A 16,735-nucleotide genomic window follows, 5' to 3' on the forward strand; every position below is an offset into this window, starting at 1 on the left:
GCTGGCGGCGCTTCAAGCCGCGGTCTGCCGCAGCAGCGCACCCGCCGGTATTTCACCGTGCGCGACGAGCGCCAAGGCGCGATGCCAGGCGCCGTGCCAGCGCCACGATGCCCACGTGTCGCATCCGCTTTCCGCTGCCGGCGCCGGTTGAATCACTTCGTCAACGCGCTGTCGGGCTGCAAGCGCAACCAGCCCCAGGCGAGTTCGACCCAGCAACGCACGTGCTTGCTTGTTGCCTGCCTTGCCGATGCCTTGTTCTACCTGGCCCCACCGCTTGTTGGCGCCGGCCGAAAATTGACCCATCTTGTGAAGTGAACCCCTCGAGGCGGCTCGTCGAGTCGTATCTGAACGGCGAAGGCAGTCTCAAGTCCATCGCCAAGGCCCACGACATCACCCACACGCTGCTGATGCTGTGGGTAGACAAGTGCCGCCGAGGCGATCTCACCGACGAGATCGACTACGTCGAGCGCGCCCGCGAAGCCGAGGCCAAGATTGCCGCGCTCGAGCGCAAGGTTGGCCAACTCACCATGGAGCTGGATGTCCTCAAAAAAATGCGCCAGGCTGCCGGCTTCAGCAGCGATCGGGTGTCGATCATCTCAGGGGTCCATGGCATCTCCATCGCCGAAGGATGCCGAGCCATGAATCTTCCGCAGCACCTACTACAAGGCTCCTGACGCCGAGCGCGCGCAGCTCACCGACCCGCGCAGGGTGCATTTGCGGGGGCGAACAAGCCGCCCGTAGGGCTCCTACGCTGAGCCTGCTGCACCAGTGAGTTAACATAATCAATCTTGCCCAATCCTAGTCTACGTCCTGTTTTTACGTGTTGACACGCGACGGCGAGGGGCGAGAATTGCCTCATTCAGTTCCAATGAAAAGTGCGAGGTCTGCAACTCCGATCAAAGCTCAACAGACTGTCCAGGAATGGGGCAACGGCCTGGCTGTTCGGCTGACGGCGCCGGTTGCGCGCGCGGCCCATTTGGCCCGGGGCATGCCGATCACCGTCGGAACTGCCGAGGCCACTGGTCTGTCTGCGGGCACCGATCCATTGAATCCGCGCGCCGCGTCGAGCCCAATCCTAGTGGTAGTCGTCTTCGCGCTGGTGGCGGATCGCAGCGACCACGACCTCTCGTTCGCTGATGACTCGAAACAAGGCTACGTATCCCGAAGCCCCGAATGGAATGACCAGTTCGCGCTCGAGCCGGTCAGCGTCGGCGATGCGGCAAGTGAACGGATTCGTTTCCAGAATTCGAAACTCCGTGCGGATGGCCGCTATTGCACGACGCGGCAGATCGAAGTCTGCGTGCTGCAGAGCGGACTCGACGAGAAAGTCTTCAAGACGCAGCAGATCTTCAAGCGCCTCACGCGTCAGGGTGACCGTGTAGGTCACGGCCGAGCGGCTCTGCCGCGCTTCTCTTGCACGAGCTGCGAAATGCGCGCGTCGAGGCGCTCTTGCATCGCGTCGAGCGCGTCCTTAGCAGAGTAGTACTCGCCGCTCTTCTTCGCCCGCTTCAATGAATCGCGGCCACGCGCAAGGAACTCTTGCTGAGACTTGCGACGCTGGGCGGCCTGCACCGCCGCATTCTCCACAAACTGGGACAGGGTTTCGCCTTGGCGTAGCACGCTCTCGATCTCATCGCGGACGGATGGCTCGACGCGTATGGGAGGCAACTGAGCGGTCTTCACAAAAGCAATTGTAGAGCAATTGCTATGCGAGGCCAAGAGCCGGCTTGATGGCCAAATTGCATCAAATTTCATGCCGGGATGGCGCGCGCAGGTTGAAGGTCCTGCTGGGCCCCGCGGGGCCCAGCAGGTACGCGATATCGACAGCGAAGAACGTCAATCCACACGACTGCTTGTCTGATCGATGCCCGCGCGGTTGATGGTATTGACAACTATTGATAGTCGTACCAAGATTTACCCCATGAGCACCAACACCATGAGCTTCGCGCTTCCTGAGGCCTTGCGCAGCTACGTTGATCAGCGGGTGCGCTCTGGCGCATATGGGAACACGAGCGAATACCTTCGGGAGTTGATTCGCAAGGACCAGGAGGATCAGGCAAAGAAGCAGCTGCGCGAACTGATCAAAGAGGGGCTCGAGTCGGGAAAGGGGCGCTTGGTCACTCGAAAAGTCGCCGCTGAGTTGAAACAACGAGCGCTGGGAAGTTCGCGTTGAAGCGCGCGAAGCTAAGGCCGCTGGCGGAGCAAGATTTTGTCGAAATCGCTCAGTACTACGTACGCGAGGGCGATCGTGCACTTGGCGAGCGCTTCTTCGACGCGGCTCTGGCTGCACTGGAGCCGATTCAGCGCATGCCGGCCTTGGGATCGCCGCGGCTCGGGAAGCTGTGCGACATACCGCGGCTGCGCGCATGGCGCGTCACGGGCTTTCCCGTGCAGTGGTTCTACTTTGAATCGGATGATCATCTCGACGTTGTCCGTCTGCTCGGTGAGCGCCAAAACATTGCCGCCATTCTTCGCGATGAGCTTGGCGAGCAGTGATTGACATCATTTCGAACAATAATTTAACATAAGACAAATTGTATTGTCGAAATGTAGGAGCGATTTAGTAAGATCGACGACGCCGAACTGAAGACGCGACTTGCGACCGAAGCGGCCAAGGATCCGCAACCCGAGTTGCACATCCGCGGCGACAAGGCGGGCGCGCGAGACCGGCGTACGCAAGATCGGCTTCATCACAGAGCCGGAAGCGAAGTAGCAGGTCCAGTTAGTCTGGAAACTTCTTGCCAACACTAGCGCCCGACGTCAACGCAGGATCTGGTCGAGAAATGCGCGGCTGCGCTCATGCCGAGGATTCGTAAAGAAGCCGTTGGGGGTATTGATCTCCAGCACCCTGCCTTCGTCCATGAATACCACCCGATCGGCCACGCGTCGCGCAAAGCCCATTTCGTGGGTCACGCACAGCATGGTCATGCCTTCCTCCGCCAGGCTCGCCATGGTATCGAGCACTTCGTTCACCATCTCCGGATCGAGCGCGGAAGTGGGCTCGTCGAACAGCATGATGCTGGGGTTCGTGCACAGCGCACGCGCAGTGGCGACGCGCTGTTGCTGGCCACCCGAAAGCTGGCCCGGATACTTGTGCGCGTGCTCGGGAATGCGCAAGCTGGAGGTAGCTCATCGCCAGTTCCTCGGCCTAGGCCCTGGGCATCTTCTTCGACCAGATCGGCGCCAGCGTGCAGTTGTCCAATACGCTCAGGTGAGGGAACAGGTTGAACTGCTGGAACACCATGCCGGCATCGCGCCGCACCTCTTCGATGCGCCGCAGGTCATCGTTCAACTCAACGCCGTTGACGCGAATGCTGCCTTGCTCGTGCCGCTCCAGGATTCGGCGCCTTGGCCAGCTGATGCGCCTTGGACAGCACCGCGATGCGGTGCACGAGCGTGTTGAGCGCCGGCGCGCCGAGGCGCGCCTTGTAGCCGTTGGCCACCAGCGCCTGGTCGATGTCCGGCGGCAGCTCGGTCACCAATCCCGTCGACAGGCCGGCCTTGGAATCCGCATCCGCTTTGCGCGCGGCGTGGTCGACGATGAACTGGATGGCGACCGGCACCGCAACGGGCATTCGCAGCGCCTGGCCATAGCGCGCGGCGTACCAGGCGCACCAGTAGCGCATCGCCGAGGCGTATTCGTTGAACGCTTTGACGAACCGCGCACTGAGCAGCCGCGCCACCCATTCGCTCTCTGTCACCCACGCTATCGATCTCGGCGATGCGGCCTTCTCGCTGCCGGTAGAGTAGTTCCCTGTGTCCACAATCACTGCCGACGCTGTGCTCAGCACTGAGCGGTTGGTGACGACCGACGGCGAGCCGAAGTTCGAGGCGTTCATTGGTAGACAACGCCGGCAAACCGATTGAGTGCTGGAACATCAGGTACTCTCACGCCGCCATACTCGAGAGAAACGACCCCGGCGAGCTGCAGGCGCCTCAATGCACCGCTCACAATCTGGCGAGACACGCCGCACAGCTTTGCGCAAAGATCATGAACGTGGGCGGCCTGTCCAAGCGCATCATCGCGCTGGCCCTCGTCGGCCACATCAGGGGCGGGTTGGGCTACGTGGCGATCCTCGCAGCCGTCTTGCTGTCGGCCTTGCCGGGGTCTGCAGTGGCGGATGCAGCCGCGCTCACCGCGCTGCTTCTGCCGATGATGGTGGCCGCAGGCCACGACAAGGCTCGCTGCGGTGCACTCATCGCGGCCTCGGGCGTGAGAGGGCAGGTCATCCCGCCGTCGATTGTGGCGGCGCGATTGCGAGCGGCCGATGACCGCCTTCTGAGGGCCGCAGGACGTACTCGGCTACGCAGTCTGGGCTACAGATTCTGCTGTCGTGGCAGGGGGCACCCAGCTGCGCAGCTTTCCAGGGTTGAGCAGGCCCAGAGGATCGAAGCGGCGCTTGACGCGCACCACGGCCGGATCCAGGTTGTTCTGCTTGCCGTCTTCCACGATGTACACGTGGGGGTTGTTGATCTGCACGCCGTGGTCGCGGTAGATCTGCATGATCTGGTTCAGGCGTTCTTCCGTGGTGTAGCGGATGATCTGCAGGCCGCTGCAGTTGAACGCGCCTTCCTTGGTGCGCAGGAACTCCAGGTGCATCATCACCTCACCCTTCAGCGCGGCTTCCAGGGCCTTGGCCTGCTCGAGCTTGCGCATGGGGTCGAACCCGCTCTGGATGTAGGTGAGCCCCTTGTCCACCTTCAGCGCATGGAGCGTGGTGTGGTTCCAGGTGTATTCGATGAGCGTCTTGCGGCTTTTTTCCACCTGGTCCGCGGTCTTGCAGTAGGTGACCTGGCCACCGTGCCGGGCGACCATGTCGCGCATGCCCGCCTCTGAGTGCGGTGCCACCAGCACCATCACGGCATGGCAGCCGGGGGGCAGGTGCTCGGCCAGGCTGGCGAAGTAGTCCGGAATGGGGGCGGCGAGAAAGCAGACCTCCTTTTTCTCAAGGCCCGGCGCACTGCCGAAACGGTCGGCGAACTCCAGCGCCGCATCGAACTGCGCGAACGTGGCGATGCATTCGGTCCATGCCACCGCGGGCGTGAGTGCCACCTCCAGTTCCAGCACGATGCCGTTGGTGCCGTAGGTATGGTGCAGCAGCATGGCTTCGGGGCCGCGCAGCTCCACGATCTGGGGCTCGGCCTCCACGGTCATGGCGCGCACGGCCAGCACGTTGCCGGGGGCTGCCAGCGGTCCGTGGTTGATGGAGCCCGCGCCGCCGAAGCCGCCACCGAACAGCCCGCCCAGCGTGGCGCTGCGGTAGGTGGAGGGCAGCCAGCGCAACTCCTGTCCCAGTGGCCTGGCCTGTGCGTCGAAATCTGCGAGCCGGATGCCGGCCTGCGCACGGCCCACGCCGCCGCGCACCCAGCCGAAGCCGTTGTAGCCGCTCAGGTCCAGGATGACGCCGCCGTGCAGCGGTGTGCTTTGCCCATAGTTGCCTGTGCCGCTGCCGCGCACCGTGATGGGAATACCGGCGCGGGCGCAGGCGGCCACCACGCTGCGGATCTCGTCTTCGGTGCGCGGGCGCACGGCGATGTCACCGCGCTTGCCCGCCAGGTCGCGCTTGAGCACGGGGCTGAACCAGGCGAAGTCCTGCGAAAGCCGGCCTACGCGCAGCGGGTCGGCAATCCAGTCGAGGTCACGCAACAGGTCGGGCAATTGGTGGGCGGTAGGGGTCATGGTGCTGTCTCCTGTGGGAGGGCGGTGAAGGCGAAGGAGTCCCCCACATCGCCCGCGGGCGAAGTCCAGGTGTGGGGGAGGGGCAGGGGTCTAGTCTTGCGAGTTCTCGCTGGCATGCCAGCCGCCCAGCGCCAGTCGCGTGAGCCAGGCCATCAGCACGAACAGCGCGACGCCGGTGAGCGAAATCAGCAACAGGGCGGCAAACATGCGCGGGATGTTGAGCTGAAAGCCGGCCTGCAGGATCTGGTAGGCCAGGCCTGCGCCCGTGCCACCCGTGCCTGCGACGAACTCGGCCACTACGGCGCCGATCAATGCCAGGCCGCAGGAGATGCGCAGCCCGCCGAAGAAGCAGGGCAGCGCGCTCGGGATGCGCAGGCGCAGCAGCGTCTGCAGCCGTGTGGCGCGGTTGAGCTTGAAGTAGCTTTGCAGGTCGGGCTCCACGCTGCGCAGGCCCAGCGTGGTGTTGCTGATGATGGGGAACAGGGCCACCAGCGCGGCGCAGATCACCATGGAGGCCGTCGGGTCCTTCACCCAGATGATGATGAGCGGCGCCACCGCCACGATGGGCGTGACCTGCAGCAGCACGGCATAGGGGAACAGGGCGGTCTCGATGCGCTTGCTCTGCACGAACAGGAACGAGATCAACACCCCTGCCACCGTGGCCACGCCAAAGGCCAGCACCGTGATCTTGACGGTGACCCAGAGCGAGGCGCCCAGGGCGGCCCAGTCGGTGAGCAGGGTCTTCATCATCAGCAGCGGCGATGGCACCAGGTAGGGCGGCAGCTCCAGGCCGGTGACCAGCCCCTGCCACAGTGCGATCAGCACCAGGCCGACCAGCAGCGGGTAGACCACGCGCTGCACGCGGGGCTGCGCCATGAGCGGTGTGCGCCGTGCTGCGGCCCTGGGCGGGGCCGCTGCACGGGACGGCGGTGCGCTGCGCGCAGCGATGGGTGCGGCCGCGGGAGCGGTTGGAAATGGCGTGCTCATGCGAGGGCCTCCTCGGTGTCGGCGCTGGCGCGCAGCAGGCTGTCTTGCAGCCGCTTGGCGTAGCGGCTGAACTCGGGCGACACCAAGAAGTCGGCCGTGCGGGGGTAGGGGGCGTCGATGCGGAACTCTTCGACCACACGGCCCGGGCGTGCAGCCATCATGACCACGCGGCTGGAGAGGAACACGGCCTCGTGGATCGAGTGCGTCACGAAGATCACGGTGAGCTTTTTCTTGCGCCACAGGTCGAGCAGGTCGGCATCGAGCTTGTGGCGCGTGATCTCGTCGAGCGCGCCGAAGGGCTCGTCCATGAGCAGCAGGTCGGGCTGGGTGACCAGGCCGCGCGCGATCGATACGCGCATCTGCATGCCGCCCGACAGGGCGCGCGGCAGGGCCGCCGCAAACGTCGACAGCCCCACCAGCGCCAGCGCCTCTGCCACCTGCGCGTCGGCCTCCTGGCGCGGTACGCCGGCCAGGTCCAGCGGGAGGCGCACATTGGTCTGCACGCTGGCCCACGGCATGAGCGTGGGCGACTGGAAGACGAAGGCCATCTTCTTGCCGCTTTCGCCCAGCCGCGCCACCGGCTTGCGCCACAGGTGCAGCTGGCCGTCGGTCGGCTCCAGCAGGCCCGCCACCATCTTGAGCAGTGTGCTCTTGCCGCAGCCGGAGGGGCCCAGCAGGGTGACGAACTCTCCTTCCTCGATGGTCAGGTCCACGGGCAGCAGGGCCTGGATCCCATTGGGGTAGGTCTTCTCGGCAGACAGCACCTCCACGGCCGGCGGGGGTGGTGCCGCGTGAGGGCTCTGTGCCTTTGGCGGGGTGTCAGCGGGGCTCATGGTCAGGGCAGAACCTTGAGGTCCTTGACGAAGCTGGTGGTGTAGGTGTCGGCCAGCTTGACCTTGGCGGGATCGATCAGCTTGGCGTCCACCAGGAAGTCGTAGCTCGCTTTGGCGCGGGCGTCGGTCATGATGCCGATGCCCATCGTCGCGGCGTCGCCCCCGGTGGCCATGCCCATTTCCTTGAGCTTGGCCACGCTGTAGGCCAGCTGCTCGTCGGTCATGTTGGGGTTGTCCTTCTTGATGAGCGCATTGGCGGGAGCCGGGTCGGCCAGGTAGCTCTTCCAGCCTTCCATCGAGGCCTTCACGAACGAGGCCACGGCGGCATTGCGCTCCTTGACGGTCTTTTCCATGCACGAGATCGTGGTGGCGTAGGCGGGGTAGCCCTGGTCGCTGAACATCAGCGTGTTGGCCTTCACGCCCGCCTTGGCAATGGCAAAGGGCTCGGACGTCAGGTAGCCCTGCTGGGCCGTGTTCTTGTCGGCCACGAAGGGCTGGATGTTGAAGGTGTAGGGGCGGGTCTGCGCATCGGTGAAGCCGTACTTGGCCTTCAGCCAGGGCCAGTAGCCGCGCTGGGCCGACGAGGCGATCAGGATGGTCTTGCCCTTGAGGTCCTCGAACTTCTTCACGTCGTCGTGGGCGATGAGTACCTGGGGGTCTTTCTGGAACACGGCCGCGACGTTCACCACGGGCACGCCGCCTTCACGCATCTGAATCATCTGCAGGTCGCTGGAGCCCATCACGCACTCGGCCTGGCCGGCCGCCATCATCTGGACGATGTTGACCTGCGGGCCGCCCATCTTGATGGTCACGTCCAGGCCGTACTTCTTGTACAGGCCCGTGGCCACAGCCTGGTAGAAGCCGCCATGCTCGGCCTGTGCGTACCAGTTGGTCATGTAGGTGAACTTTTCCTGTGCGTGGGCCGCGCCCATGACACCAAGACCGAGCAGCACGGCTGCACCAAGTTTGGAAAGGCGGGAGGCAGTCTTCATCATGGCAAGGCTCCGGTGGGGTGGTTGGAGAGGAAATGAAAGTGGCTTGCAGGCGGTGGGCAGTTTTCATGCCCGGCTGGACGAGTGCTCCACGTGGCCCGTGTGGCTGGCACGGCCCCAGGTGGGCTCTGGGCGTGCGGCCCACTGCAGGTGGTGCAGCTCCGTGATGGCGGCGGCCCAGCTCACGGCCAGCGAATCGAGGATGGCGTGGCCCTGCTCGGCCGTGGCGGGCAGCGGGTCGCCGATGATGCCGCTGGGCCCGAAGTCGCGCGCGCTCCAGGCGCAGGCAGGCCGGCCATCGGGCGAGAGCAGGGGCGACTCGAAGACGGGCGGGTAGTTGACCACCGCGCGCTCCATGTGCACGGTGTCGGGCGCCAGCGCCAGCATCAGCGCCGTCTCGGCATGGCCTGCGTGCATGGCCAGCTTCTTTTCCTTGTCCGACAGGTACTGGCCCGCCACGTGCGGCACGCGCCAGGTGAAGCTGGGCACCACGATGAAGTCGCCATGGCGCAGGCGCAGTTCGCGGGCGCACATCTCCATCACCTGCGGCTGGCCGCCATGGCCGTTGACGAACAGCAGCTTGCGAAACCCCGCGCGGTACACGGACTCGCCCACCTCGTTCATGGTGGCCAGCAGGGTCTCGCCGCTCAGGGTGACGGTGCCCGGAAAGTGCAGGTGCTCCTCCGACTTGCCGTAGGTGATGGGGGCCATGGCAAAGGCCGGCACCTCGGCCGGCAGGCGGTCCAGCGCATGGCCCACCACGCCCGCGCTGATCACCGTGTCCACCGCGCATGGCAGGTGGGGGCCGTGCTGCTCGGTGGCGCCGGTCGGCAAAACGATGACGATGTTCTCCTTGTCCGGCAGGTCGACGATCTCGGTCCAGCTCAGGTAGGGCAGGTAGCGGTGGGGCGGGTTGTAGCCGTGCAGCATGGGGCGGGTCTTTCTTGAAGGCGATGCGGTGCGGGAAGGCGGGCGGCGCGGTCAGCGCTGCGGCAGCCAGGCAGTGGCTTCCACCTCGATGAGGATGTCGGGCGTGGGCAGCATGCCGCTGACTTCCACCACGGTGGAAGCCGGTGGCTCGCCCGGAAAGAACAGCTTGCGCACCCGGCTGTATTGGGGAAAGTGGTCCAGGTTCTTGAAGTACTGCACCAGTTTGATCACGTCCGACATCTGCCCGCCAGCAGCCTCGATGGTCTGGCGGATGCGGTCCAGCACATACCAGCTCTGTGCGAGGACCGGCCCCTCCTTGATGTCGCAGCTGAATTCGCCCGTGCGGCCGATCAGCGTGGCCGCCTCGTCAGGTATATCGGCATAGCCGCGCACGATGTGGCTGGCCGCCGGGTCGACCGCAATGATCCCGGACAGGAACACCATGTCCCCCGCACGTCGCCACGCGGCGTAGCGGGCCAGGGGCTGGGCGATGCCCGGGGTAGTGGGTGCGGGGGCGCTCATGCGATGCTTTTTGCAGGGGTGTGGGTAGGAGTGCTGGGGTGGGTGTCAGCCACGTGCCATGCGGCGCTGGCATGGCCACTGGCCACCCGGCCCTGGCGCAGCACCACGCGGGGCTGCGTGCGCGAAGGAAAGCCCCAGCAGTCCGCCTGGTTGAAGACGATCAGGTCGGACGCACTGCCGGGCTGCAGCGGCAGTGCGTCCGGGCCGCGGCGCAGCCAGTCGGTGCGGCACAGCGATTCGGACCAGCGGTCGAACGGTGCTTCGAGCTGCGCGGCAAGCACGCCGGAAGCCAGGGCTTCGAGTGGATCGAAGCTGCCCACGGGGCAAAAAGGGTCCTGCACGTTGTCGCTGGCCACCAGCACCGGGATGCCGCGCGCATGCGCTTCCTTGATCAGGGTGAGGCCGCGCTGGCGAGGTGTTCGGCCGGTGGTGGCGTCCTGCAGCAACAGGTTGGTGATGGGCAGGGTGACCAGGGTGATGGGACTGCGCGCCACCGCATCGAGGGTCGCCAGCGCCGTCGCCTCGTCCTGCGCGGCCAGCGCACAGGTGTGGCCGCAGACCACGTGGCCTTCGAAGCGCAGCTCCTGCAACAGCGCGGCTGTGGTGGCGAGGCCCAGCGCGCCGGGGTGCAGTTCCTCGTCCACGTGCAGGTCCACGTTCAGGCCCTGACGCTGCGCGGCATCGAACAGGTGGCGGAGGGCCCGCGGGTTCCAGTTGGTCGAGTGCACGAAGCCGCCCAACAGGGCGCCGGGCCCGCTCTGGGCCACGGTGCGTGCCAGGTGCATGGCGGCGCTGCGCTCGGTGTACAGGTGCAGCGGGATCAGGCCCACGCGCTCCAGCGTGATGCGGCCGGTCCATTCCTGCGCGAGCTCGCGCAGCACGTTCCACGCCAGGGGCTGGGCCTCTGGCTCCCACCAGTCGCAGTGCGTGCGCAGGTGCACCACGCCGGCGTCATAGGCCCATTGCAGGGCGCGGCTGGCGCGGGCGTGGATGTCGGCCTCCGTCCAGTCCTGGCGGTCCACCATCATGGCTTCGATGGCGCCCAGCAGGCCGGGTTTCACCGTGCCCATGCGCGGCAGGGTGAAGGCCTTGTCAAGGTGCGTGTGGGCGTCGACCAGGCCCGGCAGAACCAGGGCGCCACCCACGTCCCAGGTGGCGCCCGCAGGCAGGGGGCGCGCCGGGTCGTGCGGGACCTTGCCCCGCATGCGGCCCTGGGCCCAGTGCAGATCGGCCAGCGCTGGCTGGCCGCCGCTGGCGGGCCATTGCCGGGGCAGCAGCCAGCGGGGCAGGCGGGCGCGGACGATGTGGTCGGGGGCGTTGGATACGTGCATGCCGATCCCTCAGGCAAAGCGCGCCATGGCCTGGCCAACGCGGGCCTTGAAGGCTTCCAGGCGCGGGGGCGTGGCCACGTTCATGTGGTAGCAGGCGTGGTAGTCCACGCGGGCCTTGCCGCCCGTGAGCAGGCGCATGTAGCGCGTGACGGACTTGCGCGGCGGGTCGCCCATGAGCAGGGCCGTCCAGCGCGGGCGGCCATAGGTGACCACCGCCGAGATGCGCTTGATGTGCGTGAGCGAGGGCTTCACGTTGTGCGGATCGCTGATGTCGAAGGCCACGCCTGGCATCAGCACGCGGTCGAAAAAGCCCTTGAGCATGGCCGGCATGCCGAAGCACCAGGTGGGAAAGCAGAACACCACGGCCTCGGCGCACAGCAGGCGGTTCACATAGCCCTGGACCGGCAGCCGGTTGTTCGGCACCTCGTGGTAGCCCAGGCGCTCCTCGCGGCTCAGCACGGGGCTGAAGTCCTCGGCATACAGGTCGCAGTCGTCCACCTCGTGGCCGGCCAAGCGCAGGTTGCGCACCACCTCGGCATGCAGGGCCGCGTTGTAGCTGGTTTCCACCGGGTGGCAATAGATCACGAGGATGCGCATTGCGGGTGCTCTGCCAAACGGAGTCAGAGGTCGAGCGTGAGAGTCGGGCCATGGCTGCGCGCGCAGCACACGGCCACATGGGTCAGTTGCTCGTCGGTACTCAGGCAGCTGTCGCGGTGGTCGGGCTCGCCGTCGAGCCAGCGAGTGACGCAGGTGCCGCACACGCCTTGTTCGCACAGGGTGTCGATGGCCACGCCGGCGAGTAGCAGCACGTCAGCCATGCTTTCACCGGGCTCTACGGGCAGCCGCATCTGGCTGCGCGCGAGCACCAGTTCAAAGGCCTGTTCAGTGGCAGGCAGGGGAGTTGCCGTGGCAGGAATTTGCATTTTTGACCATTCGATTTGATCGATTGGTCAAACTATGCAAGCGGTGTGCCAGTGTTGCCTGGCAACGCTCTGGATCGACCGGGGCACTTCAGGCCACCTATTCGGGCGCTCGCCTTTGAGTCGAGAATTGCCGGGCTGTGGGCGGACCTGCCGCGCACGGAACGTTGGGGGTGGCCTAATCTGGTGCGAGGCCACAGCCCAGCAGCACAAAAGTGGTGAGTTCTCGCACGATGTGCTCACGGTCGATGGGTTCATCGGGCGCCAGGCCCAGCATGATGTGCACTTGCACGCCGTAGTCGGCGTAGTGCTGCGTCATGCCCCAGATCTGCATGAGCAGGATCCTGGCGTCTACAGCGCGCATGCGGCCTTCGGCGATCCAGCGGTTGATCAGCTCTACCTTCTGCTGGGTTGACTTCACGGCCACCGGCCAGTACTTGCCCAGGTTGAGCCCGCCGCCCAGCACCTCCGTGGTGAAGATGCGCGACAGGCCCGGGTTGTCCAGCGCGTAGTCCAGCTTCTTGCGCACGTAGCTGCTCAGCACCTTCTTTGGGTCGTCACTGTTGCTGTCGAATATGAAGGCCCCCGACCAGCCGTTGAGCACGGAGTACAGCAGTTCTTCATAGAGCTCTTCCTTGCTGCTGATGTAGTAGTGCAGCTGGGGTTTGGTCAGGCCCGCGCGTTCGGCGATGGCTTTGGTAGACGCGCCCTTGAACCCATGGCGGCTGAACTCGGCAATGGCCGCTTCGCGGATGGCGCCCAGGATGCGCTCGCGCCCCTGCTTGGCACGGCTCAGGAGTGCGGCGGATGGGGCATCGATTCCAGGTTCGGTCATGGACTGGACGGACACAGTGGTCGGAGGGGAGGGGTGATAGACGGTGCCGATTCTGCCCGCTGGCGGCCTGGATGGCCGCCTCACACTTTCCAGAAGCCGACATGAGGCGCACTCGCCTCCTCGATCATCGTATAGGGCCAATGCACTCAATGGGACGAAGGATGCCGCAAATACGTCCCGGCAGAACAGCTCTGCATCGCGCTGCTCGGCCCGCTCGCCGCGGAACACGCGCAGGCGCACGGGATCGATGCCAACACCAATCAACGACCATGGAGGCGCTCGGATGCCGCAACCAATTCCCGATGGCGTTGCAATCCGTGCTGCTGGGGGGCACATGCGCATGGAAGACAACGCCTTCATCTCCAAGGGAGTCTTCGCTGAGAGCAATGCGCAGCAGGTGATGAAGGCGCGCCGCCTGGTCGAGGAACTCGGTGCTTCGCTCGCGAGCCCGGCGCAGGCGCGCCAGATCCTAGGCGTGAAGGCGTGTGGAACAACCGTGACTGGGGCCTGATGCGGATATCGGCTTCTCGCCTGCCGGCAGCGGACCAGGTTCGTCAAAGGCGTCGATCGCCAACCAGAGCGCGCCGCACGCGCACTGCTTCATGTGCACGACCTGCAGCTTGCGGTAGATCTTACCGATCACCAGCGCCTTGTCGCTCCTGTCATCGCCTCGCCCAACCCGAGGGTCAGCGGCAGGAACGCCCTGCCGACCTTCACCGTCTCATCGGATGGCGCCAGCGATGCGTAGTTCTACCGGCACTGGTGCGGGCCAGCTTGGCCCGCAGCACCCATGTCCTTGATCGTCTGCAGGGCGTTGCCGCCAATGTCTGACGAGATGCGCTTGCCTTGGGCCTTCCGCGGATTGTCGCTGGGCAATCGGTTCGGTCTAGAAAGGCGCCGGCGAGCGGATAACCTCGACGGGCCCAATGCCCGAGTAGATCGTCTCGCCGGTTTTGAGCAATGTCACTGTCCAGCTGTCCCCGGGCGTGACCTTGTAGTCACCCGGCGCCAGCGGCAGCTCCCGCTCCTCAAGAAGCCCGACGCCCAGCCAGGATGGCATGCGCAACAGCGTTGGGCCGTCGCGCAGAAACTGATCGAGCAGGAAGCCGTTGCCAGCGTGAACCTGCACCCCATCGAAGCCGGCCTCCTTCGCGAAATGCGCTGCGACTCCATACTCTTGAACGATTGCCGCGATCTCTCCCACCGTCAACGCGTGTGGCACCATGAGTGGTCGCGGGTACGCATCTCGCGCAGCTCGTAGGATCAGTTCTACCAAGGCACGCCCGGTGGCGAAGGCAATCCCCGTCGTCTTCGTTCAGCACATCGCCAGTGGACCGTGGCACATCCTCGACTGGGAACCGATCTTCGTGCAGGCCGCCATAAACGGATAAGCGAGTCGATTGGATCCCAATCCGGGCCGTTGCGGCGAGAACTCGTCGACCGTGAGACCATGAAGAGCTTCTTCCTTGAGGCGAAAGCCGAACTTTCGATGTGCAGGGGGCTCGAAAATCGTTCGCGGCCGCGTGACATTGCGAGAGTGCCGCGATGTCAGGCCGAAAGCACCGCGCTCCAAATTGCAGGCGCGGCCTGGCCCCGAAGACGCAGCTTGGCGAGATTGAACTGGCCTTTGCGGATTGGCGGGTTGCGCATGCGGTCTAAGCAGCGAAGCATCGGGGCGTGGCTGCAGCAGCGCGCCGGGGTCATCTTGCTTGCGGCGCAGGGGCAGCAGAACAAGGAACAAGGACATCGCGGAGGAGGTCGGCCTGGATCGTCGCCCGAATAGGCGTACTCCGCACCCGCGGTCCTGAAGGCGAACACAGCCGGTCGCGCAAGCTCAGTGCAGTGCTGCCCGATGCATGACGCCAAAGCGCGCGGCAAGCGCGCCAAGGTTCTTGTCGAGCGTCCAGAGTTCGGCGGGCCGCATGAGCATCGTGGATGCGAGCAATGAGAGATCCACCAAGCCGCAACCGAGGCCGTAGAGCCGTTCCCTTTCGATGAAGTCCCTGACCTCGGTGAGACTTGCCTGCTGAACTTTCTGCAATAGGTCCAGATCGCCCAGTGTTCGCCGTCGCGGTTCCGGCGGCGTCCCGCATGCCAGCTCGGCAACGACCATCGGATGTGTCAGAACGAGATCCGCCTGCAACAGCGCCATCAGGGCGTTGTTCCGGTGCCGGAAATGGTTGACCCACACGGAGGTGTCGACAAGAACGGGCCCCATCAGGAGTGCGTTGCTGGGCGCCGAGAGCGCCGGCGAGGAACACTTCGCATGCTAGGTGCAGACGAACCGAGCGCGGCGAGGCGCTTGGCAGCTCGGACGCGAACAAAGGTCTCTATGGCCTCGCGAAACAACTCGGCCTTATCCATCCCGGGATCTGCCACATCCAGGGCTCTTGCGTAAAGCGCATCGTCGATTGTCACGGTCGTTCGCATGTCAGCCGCCTGAAATGATGCAATTGTGCATCAATCTGGATGCGAGCGCGTAGGCTATCGGAGCTGCTCGGGTACAGAATGCGGTGGAACGTCTTCATGGTTCATCCAACATCCGGCTGACCTTGCTGCCGAGCGCGCTTTCGGCGCGGAAGTACCCCATGACGGTCGCCACGCTCTGATGCCCGGTCATCGCCATCGTCTCGGGCAGCGACATGTTCTGCCGGCCGGCTTCCGTCACGAAGCCGGCCCGCAGCGAGTGCGCCGAGAACTCTCCCTCCACACCCGCCATCGCACACCGTTCCTTCACGATGTCGCGCACGGCGGCCGGCGCGAGCGCCTCGCCGAGGTGGCCGCCCTTGCGGATGCGCCGAAAGAGGGCGCCTTCCTTGATCCCTCTTTCCGTCAGCACGGCGAGCCAATCCTGCACGGCGAGCGCCGCGCTCCCCACCAGCGGTTTCACATCCTCCGGTCGCTCGGCGCCGGCCTGGTTGGTCTTGGAGTGCACAAGCGTATAGAGATAAGACTTTGCATCGACGCGGCGCAGGTTCTCGAGCGTGGCCGCGGCCACCTCCGAGCGGCGCCGCCCGCCGGTCGCCCAGGCAAACAGGAGCAGGGCGCGATCACGTTTTCCTCGCAGGGAGTCGTCGCAGGTCGCGAGCACCGCCTGCAACGGGTCCTTGGTGAGTGCGCGCTGCTTGTGCGGGCGCGCGCCGCGCTTGGCATAGGCGCGGCGCGTGCGGCCGAGCAGCTCGCGCACCAGCGGGTCGGCGCAGGGGTTGGTCTCCTTGGCCAGCTGGTGTGCCTTCGACAGCACCGCGATGCGGTGCACGAGCGTGTTGAGCGCGGGCGCGCCGAGCCGCGTCTTGTAGCCGTTGGCCACCAGCGCCTGGTCAACGTCCGGTGGCAGCTCGCTGACCAGATCGGCTTCGCCTTTCGTGTCCTTTGCGTCCGCTTTGCGCGCGGCGTGGTCGACGATGAACTGGATGACGACCGGCACCGGAACGGGCATGCGCAACACATCACCGTAGCGCGCGGCGTACCAGGCCGCCCAGTACCGCATGGCCGAGCCGTAAGAGGCCCGGGTGTTGGCCGATTCGCCTTCGCGCAGCAGCGCGCGCGCGGCGTCCTCGGCCATGCCGGTGAGCCGCGCGGGATCGAGCCCGAGACTTCGCTCCTGCGCGGGCACCAACCCTGATTCTTGAGGAGCTGCTGGCTTCATGATTTCATATGTATGACGTATGATCTGATACATCATACACGAATAAGTCACGATAA

At 65.3% G+C, this 16,735-nt stretch carries 22 protein-coding genes and 3 pseudogenes; 6 read left to right on the forward strand and 19 right to left on the reverse strand.

What is annotated here, in order from left to right; translation table 11 throughout:
- Window positions 1-12: 12 nt before the first annotated feature.
- Window positions 13-303 carry a hypothetical protein gene (locus EJI01_RS25700; protein WP_126839955.1) on the reverse strand — a complete coding sequence of 97 codons (291 nt, stop codon included), beginning with the start codon at window positions 301-303 and terminating at the stop codon, window positions 13-15.
- 8 nt (window positions 304-311) lie between these two features.
- Here EJI01_RS25700 and EJI01_RS25705 point away from each other — a divergent pair, with 8 nt between their 5' ends.
- Window positions 312-674 carry a transposase gene (locus EJI01_RS25705; RefSeq protein WP_126839956.1) on the forward strand — a complete coding sequence of 121 codons (363 nt, stop codon included), beginning with the start codon at window positions 312-314 and terminating at the stop codon, window positions 672-674.
- A gap of 401 nt (window positions 675-1,075) precedes the next feature.
- Here EJI01_RS25705 and EJI01_RS25710 read toward each other — a convergent pair whose 3' ends face one another.
- Entirely contained in the window at window positions 1,076-1,387 is a 312-nt protein-coding gene (locus EJI01_RS25710; RefSeq protein WP_126839957.1) for a type II toxin-antitoxin system RelE/ParE family toxin, read from the reverse strand.
- Window positions 1,384-1,755 carry a YlcI/YnfO family protein gene (locus tag EJI01_RS25715; RefSeq protein ID WP_260602682.1) on the reverse strand — a complete coding sequence of 124 codons (372 nt, stop codon included), beginning with the start codon at window positions 1,753-1,755 and terminating at the stop codon, window positions 1,384-1,386. Before EJI01_RS25715 ends, EJI01_RS25710 begins: the two co-directional genes overlap by 4 nt.
- A gap of 166 nt (window positions 1,756-1,921) precedes the next feature.
- Between EJI01_RS25715 and EJI01_RS25720 the strand changes: the two genes are divergently transcribed.
- The 3 genes and pseudogenes from EJI01_RS25720 to EJI01_RS29470 form a co-directional block, all read left to right on the forward strand.
- Window positions 1,922-2,173, forward strand: a complete 252-nt coding sequence (locus tag EJI01_RS25720; RefSeq protein WP_126839959.1) for a type II toxin-antitoxin system ParD family antitoxin — start codon at window positions 1,922-1,924, stop codon at window positions 2,171-2,173.
- Window positions 2,170-2,496 carry a type II toxin-antitoxin system RelE/ParE family toxin gene (locus EJI01_RS25725; RefSeq protein WP_260602683.1) on the forward strand — a complete coding sequence of 109 codons (327 nt, stop codon included), beginning with the start codon at window positions 2,170-2,172 and terminating at the stop codon, window positions 2,494-2,496. The genes EJI01_RS25720 and EJI01_RS25725 overlap by 4 nt, the downstream gene beginning before the upstream one ends.
- Before the next feature lie 69 nt (window positions 2,497-2,565).
- A pseudogene (locus EJI01_RS29470) lies at window positions 2,566-2,713 on the forward strand (ExbD/TolR family protein); the annotation flags it as partial.
- Between the two features lie 47 nt (window positions 2,714-2,760).
- Here EJI01_RS29470 and EJI01_RS25735 read toward each other — a convergent pair.
- Both EJI01_RS25735 and EJI01_RS25740 read right to left on the reverse strand, forming a co-directional pair.
- A pseudogene (locus EJI01_RS25735) lies at window positions 2,761-3,337 on the reverse strand (amino acid ABC transporter ATP-binding protein); the annotation flags it as partial.
- Window positions 3,294-3,839 (reverse strand): hypothetical protein, encoded by a 546-nt coding sequence (locus EJI01_RS25740; protein WP_126839960.1) that lies wholly within the window; start codon window positions 3,837-3,839, stop codon window positions 3,294-3,296. The pseudogene EJI01_RS25735 and the gene EJI01_RS25740, both read right to left, overlap by 44 nt.
- 137 nt (window positions 3,840-3,976) lie before the next feature.
- Between EJI01_RS25740 and EJI01_RS29475 the strand changes: the two are divergent.
- Window positions 3,977-4,243, forward strand: a pseudogene (locus EJI01_RS29475) (TRAP transporter large permease subunit); the annotation flags it as partial.
- A gap of 60 nt (window positions 4,244-4,303) precedes the next feature.
- Here EJI01_RS29475 and EJI01_RS29480 read toward each other — a convergent pair.
- From EJI01_RS29480 to EJI01_RS25800, 10 genes are all read right to left on the reverse strand, one after another.
- Window positions 4,304-5,680 (reverse strand): FAD-binding oxidoreductase, encoded by a 1,377-nt coding sequence (locus EJI01_RS29480; RefSeq protein ID WP_126839962.1) that lies wholly within the window; start codon window positions 5,678-5,680, stop codon window positions 4,304-4,306.
- A gap of 90 nt (window positions 5,681-5,770) precedes the next feature.
- Window positions 5,771-6,556, reverse strand: a complete 786-nt coding sequence (locus tag EJI01_RS25760) for an ABC transporter permease (protein WP_126839963.1) — start codon at window positions 6,554-6,556, stop codon at window positions 5,771-5,773.
- A gap of 107 nt (window positions 6,557-6,663) precedes the next feature.
- On the reverse strand, window positions 6,664-7,500 hold the full coding sequence (locus EJI01_RS25765; RefSeq protein WP_126839964.1) for an ABC transporter ATP-binding protein: 837 nt from the start codon (window positions 7,498-7,500) through the stop codon (window positions 6,664-6,666).
- Window positions 7,501-7,502: 2 nt separating this feature from the next.
- Window positions 7,503-8,495, reverse strand: a complete 993-nt coding sequence (locus tag EJI01_RS25770) for an ABC transporter substrate-binding protein (RefSeq protein ID WP_126839965.1) — start codon at window positions 8,493-8,495, stop codon at window positions 7,503-7,505.
- A gap of 63 nt (window positions 8,496-8,558) precedes the next feature.
- On the reverse strand, window positions 8,559-9,422 hold the full coding sequence (locus tag EJI01_RS25775; RefSeq protein WP_126839966.1) for a creatininase family protein: 864 nt from the start codon (window positions 9,420-9,422) through the stop codon (window positions 8,559-8,561).
- A gap of 51 nt (window positions 9,423-9,473) precedes the next feature.
- Window positions 9,474-9,944: a RidA family protein gene (locus EJI01_RS25780; protein WP_126839967.1), complete on the reverse strand. Its 471-nt coding sequence runs from the start codon at window positions 9,942-9,944 to the stop codon at window positions 9,474-9,476.
- The gene (locus EJI01_RS25785; protein WP_126839968.1) at window positions 9,941-11,275 is read right to left on the reverse strand and encodes an amidohydrolase family protein; all 1,335 of its coding nucleotides are present in this window, start codon (window positions 11,273-11,275) and stop codon (window positions 9,941-9,943) included. The genes EJI01_RS25780 and EJI01_RS25785 overlap by 4 nt, the downstream gene beginning before the upstream one ends.
- 9 nt (window positions 11,276-11,284) lie before the next feature.
- Window positions 11,285-11,872, reverse strand: a complete 588-nt coding sequence (locus EJI01_RS25790; RefSeq protein ID WP_126839969.1) for an NAD(P)H-dependent oxidoreductase — start codon at window positions 11,870-11,872, stop codon at window positions 11,285-11,287.
- 23 nt (window positions 11,873-11,895) lie between these two features.
- Window positions 11,896-12,198 carry a 2Fe-2S iron-sulfur cluster-binding protein gene (locus EJI01_RS25795; RefSeq protein ID WP_126839970.1) on the reverse strand — a complete coding sequence of 101 codons (303 nt, stop codon included), beginning with the start codon at window positions 12,196-12,198 and terminating at the stop codon, window positions 11,896-11,898.
- A 175-nt stretch (window positions 12,199-12,373) separates the two neighbouring features.
- The gene (locus EJI01_RS25800) at window positions 12,374-13,030 is read right to left on the reverse strand and encodes a TetR/AcrR family transcriptional regulator (protein ID WP_126839971.1); all 657 of its coding nucleotides are present in this window, start codon (window positions 13,028-13,030) and stop codon (window positions 12,374-12,376) included.
- A gap of 283 nt (window positions 13,031-13,313) precedes the next feature.
- Between EJI01_RS25800 and EJI01_RS28915 the strand changes: the two genes are divergently transcribed.
- Window positions 13,314-13,541 carry a 3-keto-5-aminohexanoate cleavage protein gene (locus EJI01_RS28915; protein WP_260602685.1) on the forward strand — a complete coding sequence of 76 codons (228 nt, stop codon included), beginning with the start codon at window positions 13,314-13,316 and terminating at the stop codon, window positions 13,539-13,541.
- Window positions 13,542-13,916: 375 nt separating this feature from the next.
- Here the strand turns inward: EJI01_RS28915 and EJI01_RS29485 are convergent, their stop codons facing one another.
- From EJI01_RS29485 to EJI01_RS25830, 4 genes are all read right to left on the reverse strand, one after another.
- Window positions 13,917-14,255 (reverse strand): hypothetical protein, encoded by a 339-nt coding sequence (locus EJI01_RS29485; protein WP_260602686.1) that lies wholly within the window; start codon window positions 14,253-14,255, stop codon window positions 13,917-13,919.
- A 609-nt stretch (window positions 14,256-14,864) separates the two neighbouring features.
- On the reverse strand, window positions 14,865-15,248 hold the full coding sequence (locus tag EJI01_RS25820; protein WP_126839973.1) for a type II toxin-antitoxin system VapC family toxin: 384 nt from the start codon (window positions 15,246-15,248) through the stop codon (window positions 14,865-14,867).
- Entirely contained in the window at window positions 15,248-15,460 is a 213-nt protein-coding gene (locus EJI01_RS25825; RefSeq protein ID WP_126839974.1) for a type II toxin-antitoxin system VapB family antitoxin, read from the reverse strand. The genes EJI01_RS25820 and EJI01_RS25825 overlap by 1 nt, the downstream gene beginning before the upstream one ends.
- 94 nt (window positions 15,461-15,554) lie before the next feature.
- Window positions 15,555-16,679, reverse strand: a complete 1,125-nt coding sequence (locus EJI01_RS25830) for a site-specific integrase (RefSeq protein WP_126839984.1) — start codon at window positions 16,677-16,679, stop codon at window positions 15,555-15,557.
- Window positions 16,680-16,735 lie beyond the last annotated feature (56 nt).

Source organism: Variovorax sp. MHTC-1, from assembly GCF_003984645.1.
In the GTDB taxonomy this organism is placed as follows: domain Bacteria; phylum Pseudomonadota; class Gammaproteobacteria; order Burkholderiales; family Burkholderiaceae_C; genus Variovorax.

Bases quoted from the DNA above. Each gene is read 5' to 3' on its own strand.
- EJI01_RS29480 (WP_126839962.1), bottom strand. From the start codon at position 5,680: ATGACCCCTACCGCCCACCAATTGCCCGACCTGTTGCGTGACCTCGAC.
- EJI01_RS25790 (WP_126839969.1), bottom strand. From the start codon at position 11,872: ATGCGCATCCTCGTGATCTATTGCCACCCGGTGGAAACCAGCTACAAC.
- EJI01_RS25720 (WP_126839959.1), top strand. From the start codon at position 1,922: ATGAGCACCAACACCATGAGCTTCGCGCTTCCTGAGGCCTTGCGCAGC.
- EJI01_RS25760 (WP_126839963.1), bottom strand. From the start codon at position 6,556: ATGGCGCAGCCCCGCGTGCAGCGCGTGGTCTACCCGCTGCTGGTCGGC.
- EJI01_RS25820 (WP_126839973.1), bottom strand. From the start codon at position 15,248: ATGGGGCCCGTTCTTGTCGACACCTCCGTGTGGGTCAACCATTTCCGG.
- EJI01_RS25775 (WP_126839966.1), bottom strand. From the start codon at position 9,422: ATGCTGCACGGCTACAACCCGCCCCACCGCTACCTGCCCTACCTGAGC.
- EJI01_RS25825 (WP_126839974.1), bottom strand. From the start codon at position 15,460: ATGCGAACGACCGTGACAATCGACGATGCGCTTTACGCAAGAGCCCTG.
- EJI01_RS28915 (WP_260602685.1), top strand. From the start codon at position 13,314: ATGCCGCAACCAATTCCCGATGGCGTTGCAATCCGTGCTGCTGGGGGG.
- EJI01_RS25785 (WP_126839968.1), bottom strand. From the start codon at position 11,275: ATGCACGTATCCAACGCCCCCGACCACATCGTCCGCGCCCGCCTGCCC.
- EJI01_RS25770 (WP_126839965.1), bottom strand. From the start codon at position 8,495: ATGATGAAGACTGCCTCCCGCCTTTCCAAACTTGGTGCAGCCGTGCTG.
- EJI01_RS25795 (WP_126839970.1), bottom strand. From the start codon at position 12,198: ATGCAAATTCCTGCCACGGCAACTCCCCTGCCTGCCACTGAACAGGCC.
- EJI01_RS29485 (WP_260602686.1), bottom strand. From the start codon at position 14,255: ATGGTGCCACACGCGTTGACGGTGGGAGAGATCGCGGCAATCGTTCAA.
- EJI01_RS25830 (WP_126839984.1), bottom strand. From the start codon at position 16,679: ATGAAGCCAGCAGCTCCTCAAGAATCAGGGTTGGTGCCCGCGCAGGAG.
- EJI01_RS25740 (WP_126839960.1), bottom strand. From the start codon at position 3,839: ATGAACGCCTCGAACTTCGGCTCGCCGTCGGTCGTCACCAACCGCTCA.
- EJI01_RS25700 (WP_126839955.1), bottom strand. From the start codon at position 303: ATGGGTCAATTTTCGGCCGGCGCCAACAAGCGGTGGGGCCAGGTAGAA.
- EJI01_RS25765 (WP_126839964.1), bottom strand. From the start codon at position 7,500: ATGAGCCCCGCTGACACCCCGCCAAAGGCACAGAGCCCTCACGCGGCA.
- EJI01_RS25800 (WP_126839971.1), bottom strand. From the start codon at position 13,030: ATGACCGAACCTGGAATCGATGCCCCATCCGCCGCACTCCTGAGCCGT.
- EJI01_RS25780 (WP_126839967.1), bottom strand. From the start codon at position 9,944: ATGAGCGCCCCCGCACCCACTACCCCGGGCATCGCCCAGCCCCTGGCC.
- EJI01_RS25715 (WP_260602682.1), bottom strand. From the start codon at position 1,755: ATGAAATTTGATGCAATTTGGCCATCAAGCCGGCTCTTGGCCTCGCAT.